General features: G+C 74.8%; 14 protein-coding genes and 1 pseudogene. 10 read left to right on the top strand and 5 right to left on the bottom strand.

Translation table 11 applies throughout. From position 1 onward, the window contains the following. Nucleotides 1–5: 5 nt before the first annotated feature. The 3 genes from AB0L45_RS33075 to AB0L45_RS33065 form a co-directional block, all read right to left on the bottom strand. The gene (locus AB0L45_RS33075) at nt 6–857 is read right to left on the bottom strand and encodes an LLM class flavin-dependent oxidoreductase (protein ID WP_365846612.1); all 852 of its coding nucleotides are present in this window, start codon (nt 855–857) and stop codon (nt 6–8) included. Between the two features lie 306 nt (nt 858–1,163). Then, nucleotides 1,164–2,444, bottom strand: coding sequence for a GAF domain-containing protein (locus AB0L45_RS33070; RefSeq protein WP_365846610.1), 1,281 nt, complete (start codon nt 2,442–2,444; stop codon nt 1,164–1,166). Nucleotides 2,445–2,835: 391 nt separating this feature from the next. Beyond that, entirely contained in the window at nt 2,836–4,494 is a 1,659-nt protein-coding gene (locus AB0L45_RS33065) for an acyl-CoA dehydrogenase family protein (protein WP_365846608.1), read from the bottom strand. Between the two features lie 18 nt (nt 4,495–4,512). Here AB0L45_RS33065 and AB0L45_RS33060 point away from each other — a divergent pair, with 18 nt between their 5' ends. After that, nucleotides 4,513–5,694: a YihY/virulence factor BrkB family protein gene (locus AB0L45_RS33060; protein ID WP_365846606.1), complete on the top strand. Its 1,182-nt coding sequence runs from the start codon at nt 4,513–4,515 to the stop codon at nt 5,692–5,694. Nucleotides 5,695–5,729: 35 nt separating this feature from the next. On the opposite strand, the gene AB0L45_RS33055 is transcribed toward AB0L45_RS33060, so the two are convergent. Beyond that, nucleotides 5,730–6,257: a YcxB family protein gene (locus AB0L45_RS33055; protein WP_365846604.1), complete on the bottom strand. Its 528-nt coding sequence runs from the start codon at nt 6,255–6,257 to the stop codon at nt 5,730–5,732. A 184-nt stretch (nt 6,258–6,441) separates the two neighbouring features. On the opposite strand from AB0L45_RS33055, the pseudogene AB0L45_RS33050 reads away from it, so the two are divergent. The 4 genes and pseudogenes from AB0L45_RS33050 to AB0L45_RS33035 all read left to right on the top strand — a co-directional run. Next, nucleotides 6,442–6,636: pseudogene (locus AB0L45_RS33050) on the top strand (hypothetical protein); the annotation flags it as partial. 89 nt (nt 6,637–6,725) lie between these two features. Next, nucleotides 6,726–6,908 (top strand): hypothetical protein, encoded by a 183-nt coding sequence (locus tag AB0L45_RS33045; protein ID WP_365846602.1) that lies wholly within the window; start codon nt 6,726–6,728, stop codon nt 6,906–6,908. Nucleotides 6,909–6,938: 30 nt separating this feature from the next. Continuing rightward, nucleotides 6,939–7,760: a restriction endonuclease gene (locus AB0L45_RS33040; RefSeq protein ID WP_365846600.1), complete on the top strand. Its 822-nt coding sequence runs from the start codon at nt 6,939–6,941 to the stop codon at nt 7,758–7,760. A 243-nt stretch (nt 7,761–8,003) separates the two neighbouring features. Further along, nucleotides 8,004–8,381 carry a VOC family protein gene (locus AB0L45_RS33035; protein ID WP_365846598.1) on the top strand — a complete coding sequence of 126 codons (378 nt, stop codon included), beginning with the start codon at nt 8,004–8,006 and terminating at the stop codon, nt 8,379–8,381. A gap of 49 nt (nt 8,382–8,430) precedes the next feature. On the opposite strand, the gene AB0L45_RS33030 is transcribed toward AB0L45_RS33035, so the two are convergent. Continuing rightward, nucleotides 8,431–10,155 (bottom strand): IclR family transcriptional regulator C-terminal domain-containing protein, encoded by a 1,725-nt coding sequence (locus AB0L45_RS33030; RefSeq protein ID WP_365846596.1) that lies wholly within the window; start codon nt 10,153–10,155, stop codon nt 8,431–8,433. Nucleotides 10,156–10,348: 193 nt separating this feature from the next. Between AB0L45_RS33030 and AB0L45_RS33025 the strand changes: the two genes are divergently transcribed. The 5 genes from AB0L45_RS33025 to pcaB are packed head-to-tail and all read left to right on the top strand — an operon-like array spanning nt 10,349 to nt 15,098. Further along, nucleotides 10,349–11,176: a CoA-transferase gene (locus AB0L45_RS33025; protein WP_365846594.1), complete on the top strand. Its 828-nt coding sequence runs from the start codon at nt 10,349–10,351 to the stop codon at nt 11,174–11,176. After that, nucleotides 11,173–11,955, top strand: a complete 783-nt coding sequence (locus AB0L45_RS33020) for a CoA-transferase (protein WP_365846592.1) — start codon at nt 11,173–11,175, stop codon at nt 11,953–11,955. The genes AB0L45_RS33025 and AB0L45_RS33020 overlap by 4 nt, the downstream gene beginning before the upstream one ends. A 5-nt stretch (nt 11,956–11,960) precedes the next feature. After that, nucleotides 11,961–12,791, top strand: a complete 831-nt coding sequence (pcaH, locus tag AB0L45_RS33015; RefSeq protein WP_365846664.1) for a protocatechuate 3,4-dioxygenase subunit beta — start codon at nt 11,961–11,963, stop codon at nt 12,789–12,791. Further along, a complete protein-coding gene (gene pcaG / locus AB0L45_RS33010) occupies nt 12,791–13,579 on the top strand; it encodes a protocatechuate 3,4-dioxygenase subunit alpha (protein ID WP_365846590.1) in 789 nt (262 codons plus the stop codon). The genes pcaH and pcaG overlap by 1 nt, the downstream gene beginning before the upstream one ends. Beyond that, entirely contained in the window at nt 13,566–15,098 is a 1,533-nt protein-coding gene (gene pcaB / locus AB0L45_RS33005; protein WP_365846588.1) for a 3-carboxy-cis,cis-muconate cycloisomerase, read from the top strand. Before pcaG ends, pcaB begins: the two co-directional genes overlap by 14 nt. Nucleotides 15,099–15,102 lie beyond the last annotated feature (4 nt).

The raw sequence follows: 15,102 nt of genomic DNA, 5'->3' as shown, positions 1-15,102 counted from the left end.
ACGCATCACAGCACCGCGTCCGCGATGCGGTCCACCTGGTCCGGGTCGGTGGCCCAGCAGTAGAGCATCACCTCGTCGGCGCCGATGGCGCGGAAGGCGGCCACCGCGTCGCGGAGCTGGTCTTCCGTGGTGAGCAGGCCGTCGACGACGTGATCGGTGTACTCGAAGGGGCCGTAGTACGCGCGGGCCTCGCGGCGGGCCTCGTCGAGGACGGCCTCCGGGCCGAGCGCCACGTTCACCTGGGCCACCAGCCGCGGCCGGCCGGGCCGCCCCGCCTCGTCCCAGGCCTTCTCCACATCGCGGAACAGCCCGTCCATCATCGACGCGGGCAGCGCCGCGCCGAGGAAGCCGTCGCCCCAGCGGGCCACCCGCCGGAACACGGCCGGCACGAAGCCGCCGAACAGCACCTCCGGGCCGCCGGCGCGGGCCGGGGCCGGGCCGATCGGGCCGGCGTCCGCGCCGCACGGCTCACCGGCCCAGGCGGCCCGCAGCCGTGCCAGCTGGCCGTCCAGCCGCCGACCGCGGGTGCGCAGGTCCACCCCCGCCGCCGCATAGTCGTCCGCGCGCCCGCCCAGCCCGATGCCGAGCGTGAAGCGCGCGTCGGAGAGCACGTCGAGGGTGGCGGCCTGCTTGGCGAGCAGCGCGGTGCGGTGCAGCGGCGCGAGCAGTACCTCGGTCTGCAGCCGTACGCGGGAGGTGGCGCCGGCCAGGGCGGCCAGGGTGATCAGGGGTTCGGGGTTGCCGTACGCCAGCCGGTCGAGCAGCGCGATGCTGCGGAACGGGACGGCGTCGGCGCGCCGGGCCCAGGTCAGCAGGGTCGCGGGGTCGCCGATGGGCAGGCCGAGGCCGATGGACATGACAGGTCCTCCAGGAGGGCGGGATCGAGCACGAAAGGTCGTGTCGCCCGCTCGCCTGGCCGCACGCGCGCCATGGCGTGGGCTGCTCCCGTTCTGCGACGTCCTTCTGGGGAGCTGATGTTCGAAGCGGTGCCAGGTTAGCCGATGGGGTCGTGGGGGCGCACCGTATTTATGGGGCAATGGAGGAGGCCCGCGCTCGCTACGGAACCCTGCCCCCTGGCCCTGCCCCCGACCGACCCCGACCCCGACCCCGACCCGAGCCCTGCCCCTGCTCCCGATCCCGGCCTCACCCTCCCCCCCCCCGCGTCACGCGTGCCGCGCCGCCACCACCGCCGGTGCCGTCGAGTGCGGCAGCAGGTCCACCGGGCGCGGCGGCAGACGCAGTTCCACGTCCACCCCGTCGGCGAAGCGGTACGGGCGGTGCGCCAGCACGCTCGCCAGATGACGGCGCAACCGGGACAGCTCGGCCCGTACCGTGACCGTACGGGCGCGGTCCCCGAAGAGGTCCTGTGCCAGATCGGCCGCGCTGCGCCCCTCCGGCCGGCGCGCCAGCACGAACAGCACCTCCGCGTGGCGCGGGCTCAGCTCGTGCGTCCAGCTGCCCGCCGGGCCGGTGACCGTGACCGCCGGCCGGGTGCGGCTGCCCAGGTCCAGCAGCACCCGGCTGGCCCGCGGCTCCTCGCCCTGCGGCGCGCCGACGCGGATCAGCCAGCCGCCGGGCAGCGGCTCCAGCGTGCACATGCCGTACCGCGGCAGCCACAGCGGCCCGGCCTCCGGGGACTTGGGCAGCGCCACCCGGTCCGGCGGGGCCAGCCCGACGACCGCCGCCGTCCAGCCGTCCTTGTCGACGGCCAGCGCCTGCCCGCCGAGCCGGGCCAGGACGGGCGCGGCGCTCGCCCGCAGCCGGTCCAGCGCCCCGTGGTGCCGCTCGCGCAGCTCGCTCTCCGCGAGCCGGGCCACCGCGGAGACCAGCGACAGCGTGCTCGGGTGGAAGGTGTACGCCGGGCCGCTCACGTCCACGATGCCCAGCAGCCGCCCGTCGCGCGGATCGTGCAGCGGCGCCGCCGCGCAGGTCCACGTGTGGTGGGTACGGACGAAGTGCTCGGCGGAGTGCACCAGGACCGGCCGGCGGGCCACCAGCGCGGTGCCTATGGCGTTGGTGCCGACCACCTCCTCGGTCCAGTCCGCGCCCTTGTCGAAGCCGTGCCGGTCGGCCATCCGCCGGACCGGCGCGCAGCCCTCGCGCCACAGCACCCGGCCCTCGGCGTCCGTGACGACCATGATCTGCTGGGCGGCGTCCGCGGCCGGCAGCAGGCCGCTGTTGAACAGCGGCAGCAGCGACGCGAGCCGGGAGCTGTGCCGCCGGTGCTCCAGCTCCTCGACGGTCAGCGGCCGTTCCCGCCGGTCCCGGTCCGGATCGACGCCGCGGTCCAGCGCCCGGCGCCAGGACTCGCAGATCACGGCGCGGGGCGCGGTGGCCGTCCGGCCGCCGCAGAGCGCGGCCTCACGGAGGGAGGCGAGCCGCCGCGTCGTCTCGCGTACCTCCTGGGCCGACCAGATGCCCATGTCGCTCGGTCTGTCGCTCACGCTCTTCTCTCCGTCGTGCACTGTCCGTGGCTTGCCGCCCATGGTGCCGTCACCGGGCCGCCCCGAGCGCCGGATTGCGTCAATTGGTTGCAACCAGCTGCAACTGTTGTGGCGTATGACGGCGGCGAGGAAGGTGACCCGCAGGCCGAGAGGGGATGACGTCACGGTGCGGTGTCCCCGCCGGACGCCGGCCACCTGCCACCGAGAACGACGCCGACGGTACGGCGCCGCGGCCACGGGTGGCGAACCAGACCTCGCGGGCCGGTCCACACGGGCCGGTCCGAGACCGGGGAGCGGCGCCGGGTCGGCGCGGCACCGCTCCCCGCCCACACGGTGGCGGGCCCCGGACCCCACCCCCCTCTTGAGGGAACGGGGCCCGCCACCGCGTACCTCACGGCCCGGCCGCCGGCCGGGCCCGCTCCACGATCGCGCGCAGGCCGAGCGTGTGCGGCAGGGTGCCGAAGGTGGCGCCGTGGTCGGTGCCCAGGCGCGCGGCGCAGAACGCGTCCGCGGCCTCGGGCGGCGCGTACCGTACGAGCAGCGCGCCCTGGAGGACCAGCGCCAGCCGCTCCGCCAGCCGCCGGGCGCGGGCCTCGATGCCCTCCAGGTCGGCCAGTTCGGTCAGCAGGCCCTTGATCGCGGCGTCCAGCCGGTGGTCGGCGCCCCGGGCCGTACCGATCTCCGTCAGGAACGCGTGCAGCGCCGCCGGTTCGCGGCGCAGCGCCCGCAGCACGTCCAGGGCCTGGACGCTGCCCGACCCCTCCCAGACGGAGTTCAGCGGCGACTCGCGCAGCAGCCGCGGCATCCCGGACTCCTCCACGTAGCCGTTGCCGCCCAGGCACTCCAGCGCCTCGGCGGCCACCGGTGTGCAGCGCTTGGTCACCCAGTACTTGGCCGCCGGGACCGCCAGCCGCAGGAACGCGCGCTCCTGCTCGGTGTCCGCGTCGTACGCCGCCGCCAGCCGCAGCGCCAGCGCCGTCGCCGCCTCCGACTCCAGCGCCAGGTCCGCCAGGACGTTGCGCATCAGCGGCTGGTCGCCGAGCGGCTTGCCGAAGGCGTGCCGGTACGCGGTGTGGTGCAGCGCCTGCGCCACCGCCTGCCGCATCACCGCCGCCGAACCCGTCACGCAGTCCAGCCGGGTCGCCGCGACCATCTCGATGATCGTCGCGACCCCGCGCCCCTCCTCGCCGACCCGCCGTGCCCAGGTCGTACCGTCGAACTCCACCTCGGCCGACGCGTTCGAGCGGTTGCCGAGCTTGTCCTTGAGCCGCTGGATACGGAAGGAGTTACGGCTGCCGTCGGGCAGCACCCGGGGCAGCAGAAAACAGGTGAGCCCGTCCTCGCCCACGCCCCCGGGCGTCCGCGCCAGCACCAGGAACGCGTCCGACATCGGCGCCGAACAGAACCACTTGTGCCCCGTCAGCACGTACTCCCCGTCGGACGACAGGGGCTCCGCGACCGTCGTGGTCGCCCGCACATCGCTCCCGCCCTGCTTCTCCGTCATCGCCATCCCGGCCAGCGCGCCCGGCTTCTCCGCCACCGGCCGCAGTCCCGGCTCGTACACCCGCGAGGTCAGCAGCGGCTCCCACTCCGCCGCCAGGGCGGGGTCGGCCCGCAGCGCCGGCACCGCCGCGTGCGTCATCGACAGCGGACAGCCGTGGCCCGCCTCGGCCTGCGTCCACACCAGGAACCCCGCGGTACGCCGGACGTGCCCGGCCGGCCGCGACCAGGCGTCGGTGAGCCCCGACGAGACGGCGTGCCCCAGCAGCCGGTGCCACGCCGGGTGGAACTCCACCTCGTCCACCCGGTGGCCGTAGCGGTCGTGGGTACGCAGGACGGGTGGGTTGCCGTCGGCCAGCGCGCCCCAGCGCTGCGCGTGCGCGGAGCCCGCGGCGCGGCCCAGCTCGCCCAGCTCCCTGCGCACCTCGTCCAGGAGAGCGGCCGGGACGTGCCGCCCGACGCCCTCGGTGAGCGCCGCGTCCGCGGCGAAGACGTCGTACCCGACCAGCGGCGGAGGCTGGTTCGTGACCGTATGAGTGGTGGCTGCCATGGCAGATACGGTAAGGAGGTGCAGCCAGTGAAAGAAGCAGCGCAGCGGCCGTCCGGCCGTCTGCACAGGGCCCGGGTCCTGTACCGGAACGTCTCCAAACGCCGCCTCGCCTGGCTGCTGCTGAAGGACACCGTCAACTCCTGCATGGAGTACCGCGTCACCGGACTCGCCGCCGAGGCGGCGTTCTTCTGCCTGCTGTCGCTGCCGCCGCTGCTCCTCGGCTTCATCGGCCTGCTCGGCTACATGGAGCCCTGGATCGGCCAGGAGACCATCGACCACATCCGCGAGAACATCCTCAGCGCGTCCGACACGCTGCTGTCCAGCAAGGGCGTCAACGAGATCGCCCGGCCGCTGCTCGACGACATCTTCACCGGCCGCCGCCCGGACGTCATCTCCCTCGGCTTCGCCATCGCCCTGTGGTCCGGTTCCCGCGCGGTCAACGTCTTCGTCGACACCATCACGATCATGTACGGCCTGGACGGGCGGCGCGGCATCGTCCGCACCCGGCTGCTGGCCTTCGTGCTCTACCTGGCCGCGCTGGTCGTCGGCGCGGTGGCGATGCCGCTGATGGTGGTCGGCCCGGACACCGTCGTCAGCTGGATGCCGGCGAGCGAGACCGCCATCCGCATCCTGTACTGGCCGGTCGTCCTCATCCTCTCGGTCGCCTTCCTCACCACCCTCTACCACGTGTCCGTGCCCGTACGGTCACCGTGGCGCGAGGACATCCCCGGTGCGGTCGTCGCCCTCGCCATGTGGGTCCTGGGCAGCCTGCTGCTCCGCGTCTACCTCACCCAGACCGTGGAGGGCCCCACCATCTACGGCTCCCTGGCCGCCCCCGTCGCCGTCCTCCTCTGGATCGGCGTCTCCGCCTTCGCCGTCCTGGTGGGCGCAGCCATGAACGCCGCCCTCGACCGCGTTTGGCCCTCGGTCGCCACCGCGGCAGGCCGCGCCGAGAAGGAACGCCGGGCCCGCGAGGTGGCCGCGGCACAGCGCTCCGCCCTCGCCGCCGTCGGCCTCGGGGCGACGGCCCGCGAGGAAACCGCCCCCGAACCGGACGACGACGACACCGAGGACCACGACACCGAGGACGACGACACGCCGCCCCCGGCCGAGTACCCGGAGCGCTGGGCGGACTTCCTGCCGCCGGCCGACATCAGGGTCCGGCTGCGTACGTACGCGAAGCGGCCCCGGCGGCGCTGAGGGGGCGCCATGTCCTGGCCGTGGGCCCGGTCCGGTCAGACGCGGGTCAGCCGCCCTTCGAACAGGGCCCGCAGCCGCTCGACGTCGGCGGCGCGGGCCGCGCCGCGCTTGGGCAGGATCGTCATGTCCGTGACGTTGCGGTCCCCGCCCAGGAGCACGAACGCCCGCGACGTCTCGGCATAGCGGTTCACCGCCTGCCAGGTGAGCACGCTGGACCGCTGCAGATTCGTGACGGTGACGCCGTTCTCGTCCACCACCGCCCGGAAGTCCCCCATGCTCTCGGCACGGCGATGAAACTGCCGGGCCAGCAGCCAGGGCATGACCAGCCGCACCGCCAGCAACGCCGGCGCGATGACCGCCAGCCGCACATCCACGGCCCCGTCAGCCACCCAGGTCCAGACCAGCACCGCGAGCACCAGCACGGCACCCCCGGTCATCAGCCACCCTTGCCACCGCGCAGCAGGCATGGCCCGCGTCCGCGCCCGCAACCCCTCACGGAAATCCTCGACCGTCATCCGGTACCCGAGCTCGATGCCCGTTCCGGGCCGTGACTCGCTGGCCATTTGTCCCCCTTGAAGATGAAAACTGGAGGAAAGCCTATCGTCCGGATTTGGGGGTGTCTTTTGCTGGGGGGCCTCGCCCGAATACTCACCGGTGGCCCTCCGGGTGGTGTCGCAGGGAGACGTTGCGGTCGGTCGCGGTGGTCAGGTCGCCGCCCGTACGTGCCCGCTCGCGGACGTTGACGAGTTTGACGACGCCCTGGTGGCGCCGCACCTGGGGCGTCTGGTGGGGCACGACTCGCCGCTGCTGCATCTGCGCAGGCAGGAGCAGGGTGGGATGTTCGACCGGTTTGTCGAGCACGCTGAGGAATGGTGGGGGCGGGGGAGCGGTGTGACGGTGCAGGGCGGGGCGGGGTGGCCTCCGTGTGGTGAATTCGGGTGATCGGGGGTGTGGGGTGGTGGTGAGGGGCGGCGGCTGGCGCATGGTGGGTGACGGGGGTGGGGAATTCGCCGCCTTTTGTCGGGAGAGCCGTGCATTCGATGCTGATGTCGTTGGCCGCGACGGGAGCGGTGGCGCTCATCGTGGTGGCGGTCGTGCTGGCGGTGGCGCGGGATCTGGAGAACGCGCGGCGGAGGCGGGAGCGGGGACGGGTGCGGCAGTGTGGTGATCATGGATCGGCTCGGGCGGGGCAGGAGGTGAGCGAGCAGCCGTAACCGTCCCGCCGAAGCGAAGGAGCATCGCCTGTGGCCGCATCCATGGGAGTTGACGGGCCGTCGGACCGGCCACGCGCCCGTACGTATCCGATGCGGCGGACGGTCTTCGTCCTGGCCGTGGTCGGCTCCCTCCTGTGCGGCGGGTTCCTCGCCGTCCGTGAGGTGGCCCGGTGGGCGGCGGAGCACCCGGGTACGGCTCTGCTCGTGGGCGGGGCCGCCCTGCCGTTCGTCCTGGCCCTGCTGGTCGTGGCGGTGCGCGGCATGCCCCGCCTGCGCGAACTGCGGCGGGCGGCCCGGGAGGGCAAGGCGGAGGCGGAGGCCGAGGCGGCCAGGGCGGCGGCCGTGGAGGGGGTCGTGGAGAGGACCGCCGGTACGGCTGTCGCGGCGGATGCCGAGCCGGTCGTCGTGGGGGACGCCGTTCCGGATTCCGTGGCCGGCTCCGTGCCCTCGGCCGTCGCGTGGAGCAGCGTCGAGGACTTCCTGGCGATGGACGCGTACGCCTTCGAGCAGGCGATAGCCCGCCTCTGCGAACGCGACGGCTGCCGGGACGTCCAGGTCGTCGGCGGCGCGGGGGACCTGGGTGCGGATGTCCTGGCCACCACGTCCGACGGCCGGCGGATCATCATCCAGTGCAAGCGCTACTGTCCGACGAACAAGGTCGGTTCGCAGGACCTGCAGCGCTTCGGCGGCACCTGCTACACGGTGCACGAGGCCGACATCGCGGCCGTCGTCACCACCAGCGCCTTCACCGAACCCGCCACCGAGTACGCCGATACCTGCGCCATCCGCTGCTTCGACGGTGACCGGCTGGTGGCGTGGTCGAACGGCGGTGGGCCGACGCCTTGGGCGTGACGGCTGTGACGGCTGTGACGGCTGTTATGGCCGCGATGGTCGTGACAGCCGTGATGGCCGTGACGGTGTGTCCGCTCGGCCCGTGCCCGGCGGTCCGGCCGGGCCGCCGGGCACGGGTGCGGAAATCCCTCGCCCCTGACCGCCTCGCCCGGTACGGTCGCCGGGGTGTTCGCCCGGCGGGGAGCCCCTGGGATCCGCGCGCGGCCACCCTGGCAGGTTCCCCCGGAGAGGCAGGTTTCGCCCATGGCATGCCGGATCAGTGAGCTGGTGCTCGAATGCCACGACCCCGAGGTGCTGGCGCGGTTCTGGTGCGAGGTCCTGGACTTCGTCGTGCTCGACCGTGAAGCGGACTGCGTCGAGATCGGGCCGCGCGAAGGGTTCGGCGGCCCGCAGCCGACGATCATCCTCAGCCGCAGCGACGAGCCGAAGGACGGGACGCCCCGGCTGCACATCGACGTCAGCGCCACCGACCGCGATCAGGACGCCGAACTCGAACGTCTCCTGAAGCTCGGCGCGCGCCCGGCCGACATCGGCCAGACGGGGGAGGAGTCGTGGCACGTCCTGGCCGACCCCGAAGGCACCGTGTTCTGCCTGCTCAAGGCGCGCATCCCCGCACTCTGACGGCCCCGCCGCGCACGTCGCGCCGCTGCCCGCCGCGCCCCGGAACGCCTCAGGCGAGCGGCACCCGCAGATACCGCCCCGCCGTGTGCAGCTCCGCCTCGATGCGCGCGGCGGCCGTCCGCAGCGGCGGCAGAAAAGCGTCGCGATCCTCGGCGGGGGAGCGGCGGCCCGCGTGGGTGGAGATGTTGACCGCGGCGACGACGCGGGCGTGCCGGTCGCGTACGGGGACGGCGATCGACCGCAGCCCCTCCTCCAGCTCCTCGTCGACCAGCGCGTAACCGTCCCGCCGCGTCTGCTCCAGCAGGGCGGCGAGCCGCTCGCGCGAGGTGACGGTGTGCCGGGTGAGGGGGGTGAGGTCGGCGCGGGCGAGGCGGGCGGCGCGTTCGGCCGCCGGCAGGTCTGCGAGCAGGACCCGGCCCATGGAAGTCGGGCAGGCGGGGAAGCGGGTGCCCACGGTGATGTTGACGCTCATGATCCGTACGGTGGGCACCCGGGCCACGTACCGGATGTCCGTACCGGACAGCACCGCCATCGACGCCGAGTCGTGCACCTGCTCCACCAGCGCGGCCAGGTGGGGCTGGGCGATGCCGGGGAGCGTCAGGTCCGAGAGCGGGGCGAAGCCCAGTTCCAGCACCTTCGGGGTGGGGCGGAAGAGACGTCCGTCCGCGACGAGGTAGCCCAGGTGTTCCAGGGTGAGCAGGGCGCGGCGCGCGGTGGCGCGGGCCAGGCCGGTGGCCTCCGCCACGGCGGTCAGGGGGAGCGCGGCCCGGCCGGTGCCGAACGCGGTGAGCGTGAGCAGGCCGCGGGCCAGTGACTCGACGAACTCCGGGCCCAGTTCCTGCTTGGAGGCGCGCATCCAGGAGGCGTGCCGGGCGGCGAATGGTGTGGACGGCTCGTACGGCTCGTACGGCTCGTACGGGGCGGTGGATGCGGGCGGGGCCGGGTCGGTCAGGGAGCGTTCCATCTCTGCGACGGTCTCGCGCAGTCGGGGGAGTACGGCGCCGGGGAGCTCGTCGGCGGACAGCCGGCTGGTGTGGCTGACGACGCTCACCGCGCACACCAGGCGGCCCTGAGGGTCGCGTACGGGCATGGCGACGGCGACCAGGCCCGGTTCGATGAGCTGGTCGTCCAGGGACCAGCCGGAGGTCCGGGCAGCTTCGACCCGGGCGGCGAAGTCCGCGGTGGAGGGCGGCTGTCCGGCGTCGGCGGCCTCCTCGTACCGCCGTGGCGGTACGGCCGGGAACCCTGCGTCCGACGGGTCCGCCGCGCGCCGTTGCCGCCAGCGCCGCCAGGCCTCCTCGTCCCAGTCGGCGGCGAACAGCGCGCCGACCGCGCTCCGTTCGGCGGGCAGCAGGTCGCCGATGCGGAACGCGAGTGACATCGCCCGCCGCCGTGTCGCCTGGTGCACGAAGCGGACACCGTCACCGTCCGGTACGGCGAGCGAGACCGACTCGTCGAGCGCGTCGGCGAGCCGTTCGGCGGCCGGGGCGAGCCGGTCGGGCAGTCCGGAGGCGGCCAGGTAGGCGTTGCCGAGTTCCAGCAGGCCGGGGGCGAGCACCGCGTCCCGGCCCGCGACGCGTACGTGCCCGAGGCGGGCCAGGGTGCTCAGTACGCGGTCGACGGTGGAGCGGGCCAGCCCGGTCGTGCGGACCAGGTCACCGACGGCCTGCCGGCCGCCGGCCGCGGAGAGCGCGCGCAGTACGGACAGGGCGCGTATCAGCGGTCCCACCGCCTCCTTGGGCGGCGGTGGCGGATCGGCGGCGGGGTGCGTCACGGGCTCTCCACGGTGCGGGTATCTCGCAGGACCGTATCCGCCGCCCCGTTGACAAGGCCGGGAGAGGGGTCCAGGCTCTGGTTACGCCGATTATGAACGTAAGTTCACCTGGCGAACAAGCCGTGTGGGGCGGGGAGTTGCGAGAGCAGGTCCCGCCGGGCACCGGCACACCGGACGACGCGAGGGCGAGGCCATGGCCGACATCCGTTCCCTGCACGACGCCGTGCGGGACCTGGTCCACGACGGGGACACCGTCGCGCTGGAGGGCTTCACCCACCTGATCCCCTTCGCCGCGGCGCACGAGATCATCCGCCAGGGGATCACCGGCCTGACGCTGGCCCGCATGACCCCGGACGTGGTCTACGACCAGCTCATCGGCGCCGGCGCGGCCCGCGCCCTGGTCTTCTCCTGGGGCGGCAACCCCGGCGTCGGCTCGCTGCACCGCTTCCGCGACGCGGTCGAGAACGGCTGGCCGCACCCGCTGGAACTGGACGAGCACAGCCACGCGGGAATGGCCAACCGCTATGTCGCGGGCGCCTCGAAGCTGCCGTTCGCGGTGCTGCGCGGCTACCGCGGCAGCCACCTCCCCGGCCGTACGGACACCATCACCACCGTCACCTGCCCCTTCACCGGCGAGGAACTGGCCGCCGTGGCCGCCCTCAACCCGGACGTCACGGTCATCCACGCCCAGCAGGCCGACCGGGACGGCAATGTGCAGCTGTGGGGCCTGACCGGGGTGCAGAAGGAAGCGGTGCTGGCCGCCGGGCGGGCCCTGGTCACGGTCGAGGAGATCGTCGAGGGCGCTCTGGAACCCCGGCCGGGCGCGGTGGTGCTGCCCGGCTGGGTGATCGACGCGGTCGCGCTCGTGCCCGGCGGCGCCCACCCCTCGTACGCGGCCGGGTACTCGGTCCGGGACAACGGCTTCTACCAGGCGTGGGACGCCGTCTCCCGCGACCGGGACACCTTCTTGCGGTGGCTCGACGCGCACGTACTCACCCCTGCGGAAGGCGGCGCCCGATGAGCGGTACGGACGACGGCGCGCGCTGCGGCCGCGACGAACTGATGGCGGTCAACGCGGCCCGCGCGCTGGCCGGTGCGCGCACGTGCTTCGTCGGCATCGGCCTGCCCAGCACGGCCGCCAACCTGGCCCGCCGCACGGTCGACGCGGATCTGGTCCTGGTGTACGAGTCGGGCACCATCGGCTCCCGGCCGACGCGGCTGCCGCTGTCGATCGGCGACGGCGAACTGGCCGACACCGCGGACGCGGTGGTGTCCGTGCCGGAGATGTTCAACTACTGGCTCCAGGGCGGCCGGATCGACGTGGGCTTCCTCGGGGCCGCCCAGCTCGACCGGTTCGCCAACATCAACACCACGGCCGTGCACCGCGGCCCGGACCGGCCCGAGGCCCGGCTGCCCGGCGCGGGCGGCGCCCCCGAGATCGCCGCGAACTGCGGGGAGGTGCTCATCGTGCTGCGGCACACCCGCCGCAACCTGGTGCCCGCGCTCGACTTCGTGACCACCGTCGGGCACGGCGCGGGCCCGGGCGACCGGGCCGCCCTCGGGATGCGCGGCGCCGGGCCCACCGCCGTCATCACCGACCTCGGCATCCTGCGCCCGGACCCGGACACCGCCGAACTCGTCCTGACCGCGCTGCACCCCGGCGTGACACCGGAGCAGGCGCGGGAGGCGACCGGCTGGGATCTGCGCACCGCACCGGACCTGACGGTCACTCAGGCGCCGACCGAGGCCGAACTGTCCGCCCTGCGCACTCTCAAGGCCGCCGGAGGAAGGGCATCATGAACGCCATGGACGTCCGTGACGTGTACGTCGCCGATCCGGTCCGCACCCCGGCCGGGGCACCGGAACCGGACCCGCAGTCCGTCATCGACCGTGAGATCGCCGCGCTGCACACGGCCGCCGCCCGCGCCCGTACCGCCGGCGGCCCCGTACCGGCGCACCCCCGCCGCGACTTCGCCCCGTACCGCAGCACCCGCCTGCGCCACCCCGTCCAGCCCCTGGCCGCGATCGACGCGCTGCGCGACCCGGAGGCCGTCGAACGGTCCGGGCCCGTCTTCGGCGGCACCGACGTCACCACGCTGGACGCCGACCTCACCCGGCAGCACGCCGGTGAGCCGCTCGGTGAACGGATCACCGTCACCGGCCGGGTACGGGACCGGGCCGGACGCCCGGTGCGCGGCCAGCTCGTCGAGATCTGGCAGGCCAACGCCGCCGGCCGGTACGCCCACCGGAGCGACCGGCACCCGGCGCCGCTCGACCCGAACTTCACCGGCGTCGGCCGCTGCCTGACGGACGACGCGGGCCGGTACGCGTTCACCACCGTCCGGCCCGGCGCCTACCCGTGGCACAACCACCACAACGCCTGGCGCCCGGCCCATGTCCACTTCTCGCTCTTCGGCACCGCCTTCGCCCAGCGGCTGGTGACCCAGATGTACTTCCCCGGCGACCCGCTCCTGCCGTACGACCCGGTCCTCGCCGCGTGCACCGACCCGCGGGCCCGCGAACGGCTGGTCTGCGCGTACGACCCGGACCTCGCCCGCGCGCAGTGGTCCCTGGGCTACCGCTGGGACATCACGCTGGACGGCCCGTCCCCCACCTGGACCGAGGAGGACCACTGATGTCCGGCACACCGCACGAAGCCACGCCGTACGAGACGGCACCACACGGAACGGCACCGCGCGAGACCGCATCGGACGGGACGACACCGCACGAAGCCGCGCCGCACGAGCCCGCGCCGCGCCACGCGGGCGTACCGCAGCAGCCGGGCGCCGCCCCGGAGACGCCAGGAAAGCTCGCCCCCACCCCCTCCCAGACCATCGGCCCCTTCTACGGCTACGCGCTGCCGTTCCCCGGCGGGGGAGACGTGGCACCGGCCGGGCACCCCGGCACCGTCACACTGCACGGGCGGGTCCTGGACGGTGCGGGGGAGCCGGTGCCGGACGCGCTGCTGGAGTTCTGGCAGGCCGGTCCGGACGGGAGCCTGCGCGGCGCGCCCGGTTCGCTGCGCCGCGACCCGGCGACCGGTGCGGTCCTCGGCCGCGACGGCGTCGACTTCACCGGCTTCGGCCGGGTGCCCACCGACGCCGACGGCCGCTACGTGCTGCGCACCCTGCCGGCCACGGCCCCGGCGGGCCGCCCGGACGCCGCGCCGTACATCGCGGTGTGCGTCTTCGCCCGGGGCCTGCTGCACCACCTGTTCACCCGCGTCTACTTCCCCGAGCACCCGGCGGCGCACGCGGCCGACCCACTGCTCTCCCAGCTCCCCGCGCACCGCGCGCGCACCCTGGTCGCGCGGGCCGACGGCGAGCGGCGGTACCGCTTCGACATCCGCCTCCAGGGCGCCGACGGTGGCACCGGAGCAGACGGCGAGGCGGGCGAGGAGACGGTTTTCCTTGAGTTCCGCTGAACATCCCGCCGGCCCGCCGCCCGGTACGCGCCCCGGGGCCGCCGACACCGGTCTGCTGTCCCCGGGCCGGGCGGACTCGGCCGTCGAGGAGGCCACCGGCGACGCCGCGTACGTACGGGCCCTGCTGGACGCGGAAGCGGCCTTGACCCGGGCGCAGGCGGCGGTCGGGCTGGCGCCGGCCACCGCGGCCGCGGCGGTCACCGCCGCCGCGCGCGACACCGGCCGCTTCGACGCCCGCGACCTCGCGGTGCGGGCCCGCTCCGGCGGCAACCCGGTCATCCCCCTCGTCGCCGCGCTCACGGCCGCGGTGGCCGGGCGCGACGCCGCGGCCGCCGCGTACGTCCACCGCGGCGCCACCAGCCAGGACATCCTCGACACGGCCACGATGCTGGTCTGCGTACGCGCCTTGGAGGCCGTCCTCGGCGACCTGGACGACACCGCCGCGACGCTGGCGCGGCTGGCGGCCGCGCACCGCGACACCCCGATGGCGGGCCGTACGCTCACCCAGCACGCGGTACCGGTCACCTTCGGCCTCAAGGCCGCGGGCTGGCGCGGACTGGTCCTGGACGCCCGGGACCGGCTCGCCGCCGTACGGGCCGCGCTGCCCGCGCAGTTGGGCGGCGCGGCGGGCACCCTCGCCGCGTTCCACGCGTTCGCGGAGGCCGACGGCCGGGAGCCGGACCCCGGGGCCGGTCAGGATCCCGAGGCCGGTCAGGACCCCGGGCTGCGGCTGCTCACCGCGTACGCGGCCGAGACCGGCCTCGCCGAACCCGTCCTGCCCTGGCACACGTTGCGCACCCCGGTCGCCGACCTCGCCGGCGCGCTGGCCCACACCGCCGGCGCCCTCGGCAAGGTCGCCGCCGACGTGCTGGCCCTCTCCCGTACGGAGACCGCGGAGCTGGCCGAAGGCAGTGGCGGCGGCTCGTCGGCCATGCCGCACAAGGCCAACCCCGTACGGGCCACGCTGATCGCCGCCGCTGCCCGGCAGGTCCCGGCCCTGGCCGGGGTGCTGTACGGGGCACTGGCCGCCGAGGACGAACGGCCGGCCGGGGCCTGGCACGCCGAGTGGCAGCCGCTCCGCGACGCCCTGCGCCTGGCGGGCGGCGCGGCCCGGGACGCCGCTGAACTGACCGCCGGCCTGCGGGTACGCCCGGCACGGATGCGCGCGAACCTCGCCGCGGCCGGCGGACTGACCGTCACCGAGCGCCTGGCGGCCGTCCTCGGTGCCCGCCTCGGCCGGGACACGGCACAGCGGCTGCTCACCGAGGTGGCGCGGCAGGCGGCCGACGAGGGCACCGGCCTGGACGAGGCGCTGGACCGCGCCCTGCGCGCGGACCATCCCGCCGTCGCGGCGGCCTTCCCCGCCGCGCGGCTGCGGGAACTGGCCGACCCCGCCGCGTACACGGGCTCGGCGGGCGCGCTCGTGGACCGCGCCCTGCGCCGCCCTGGCACCCGCCGCCCCGGCACCCACGGCTTCGACCCCCACGGCCCAGCACCGTCCCCGCAGGAGCACACGTGACGAC

It is taken from the genome of Streptomyces sp. NPDC052496 (genome assembly GCF_040679095.1).
In the GTDB taxonomy this organism is placed as follows: domain Bacteria; phylum Actinomycetota; class Actinomycetes; order Streptomycetales; family Streptomycetaceae; genus Streptomyces.
This window is presented reverse-complemented; position numbering and strand designations above follow the sequence as displayed.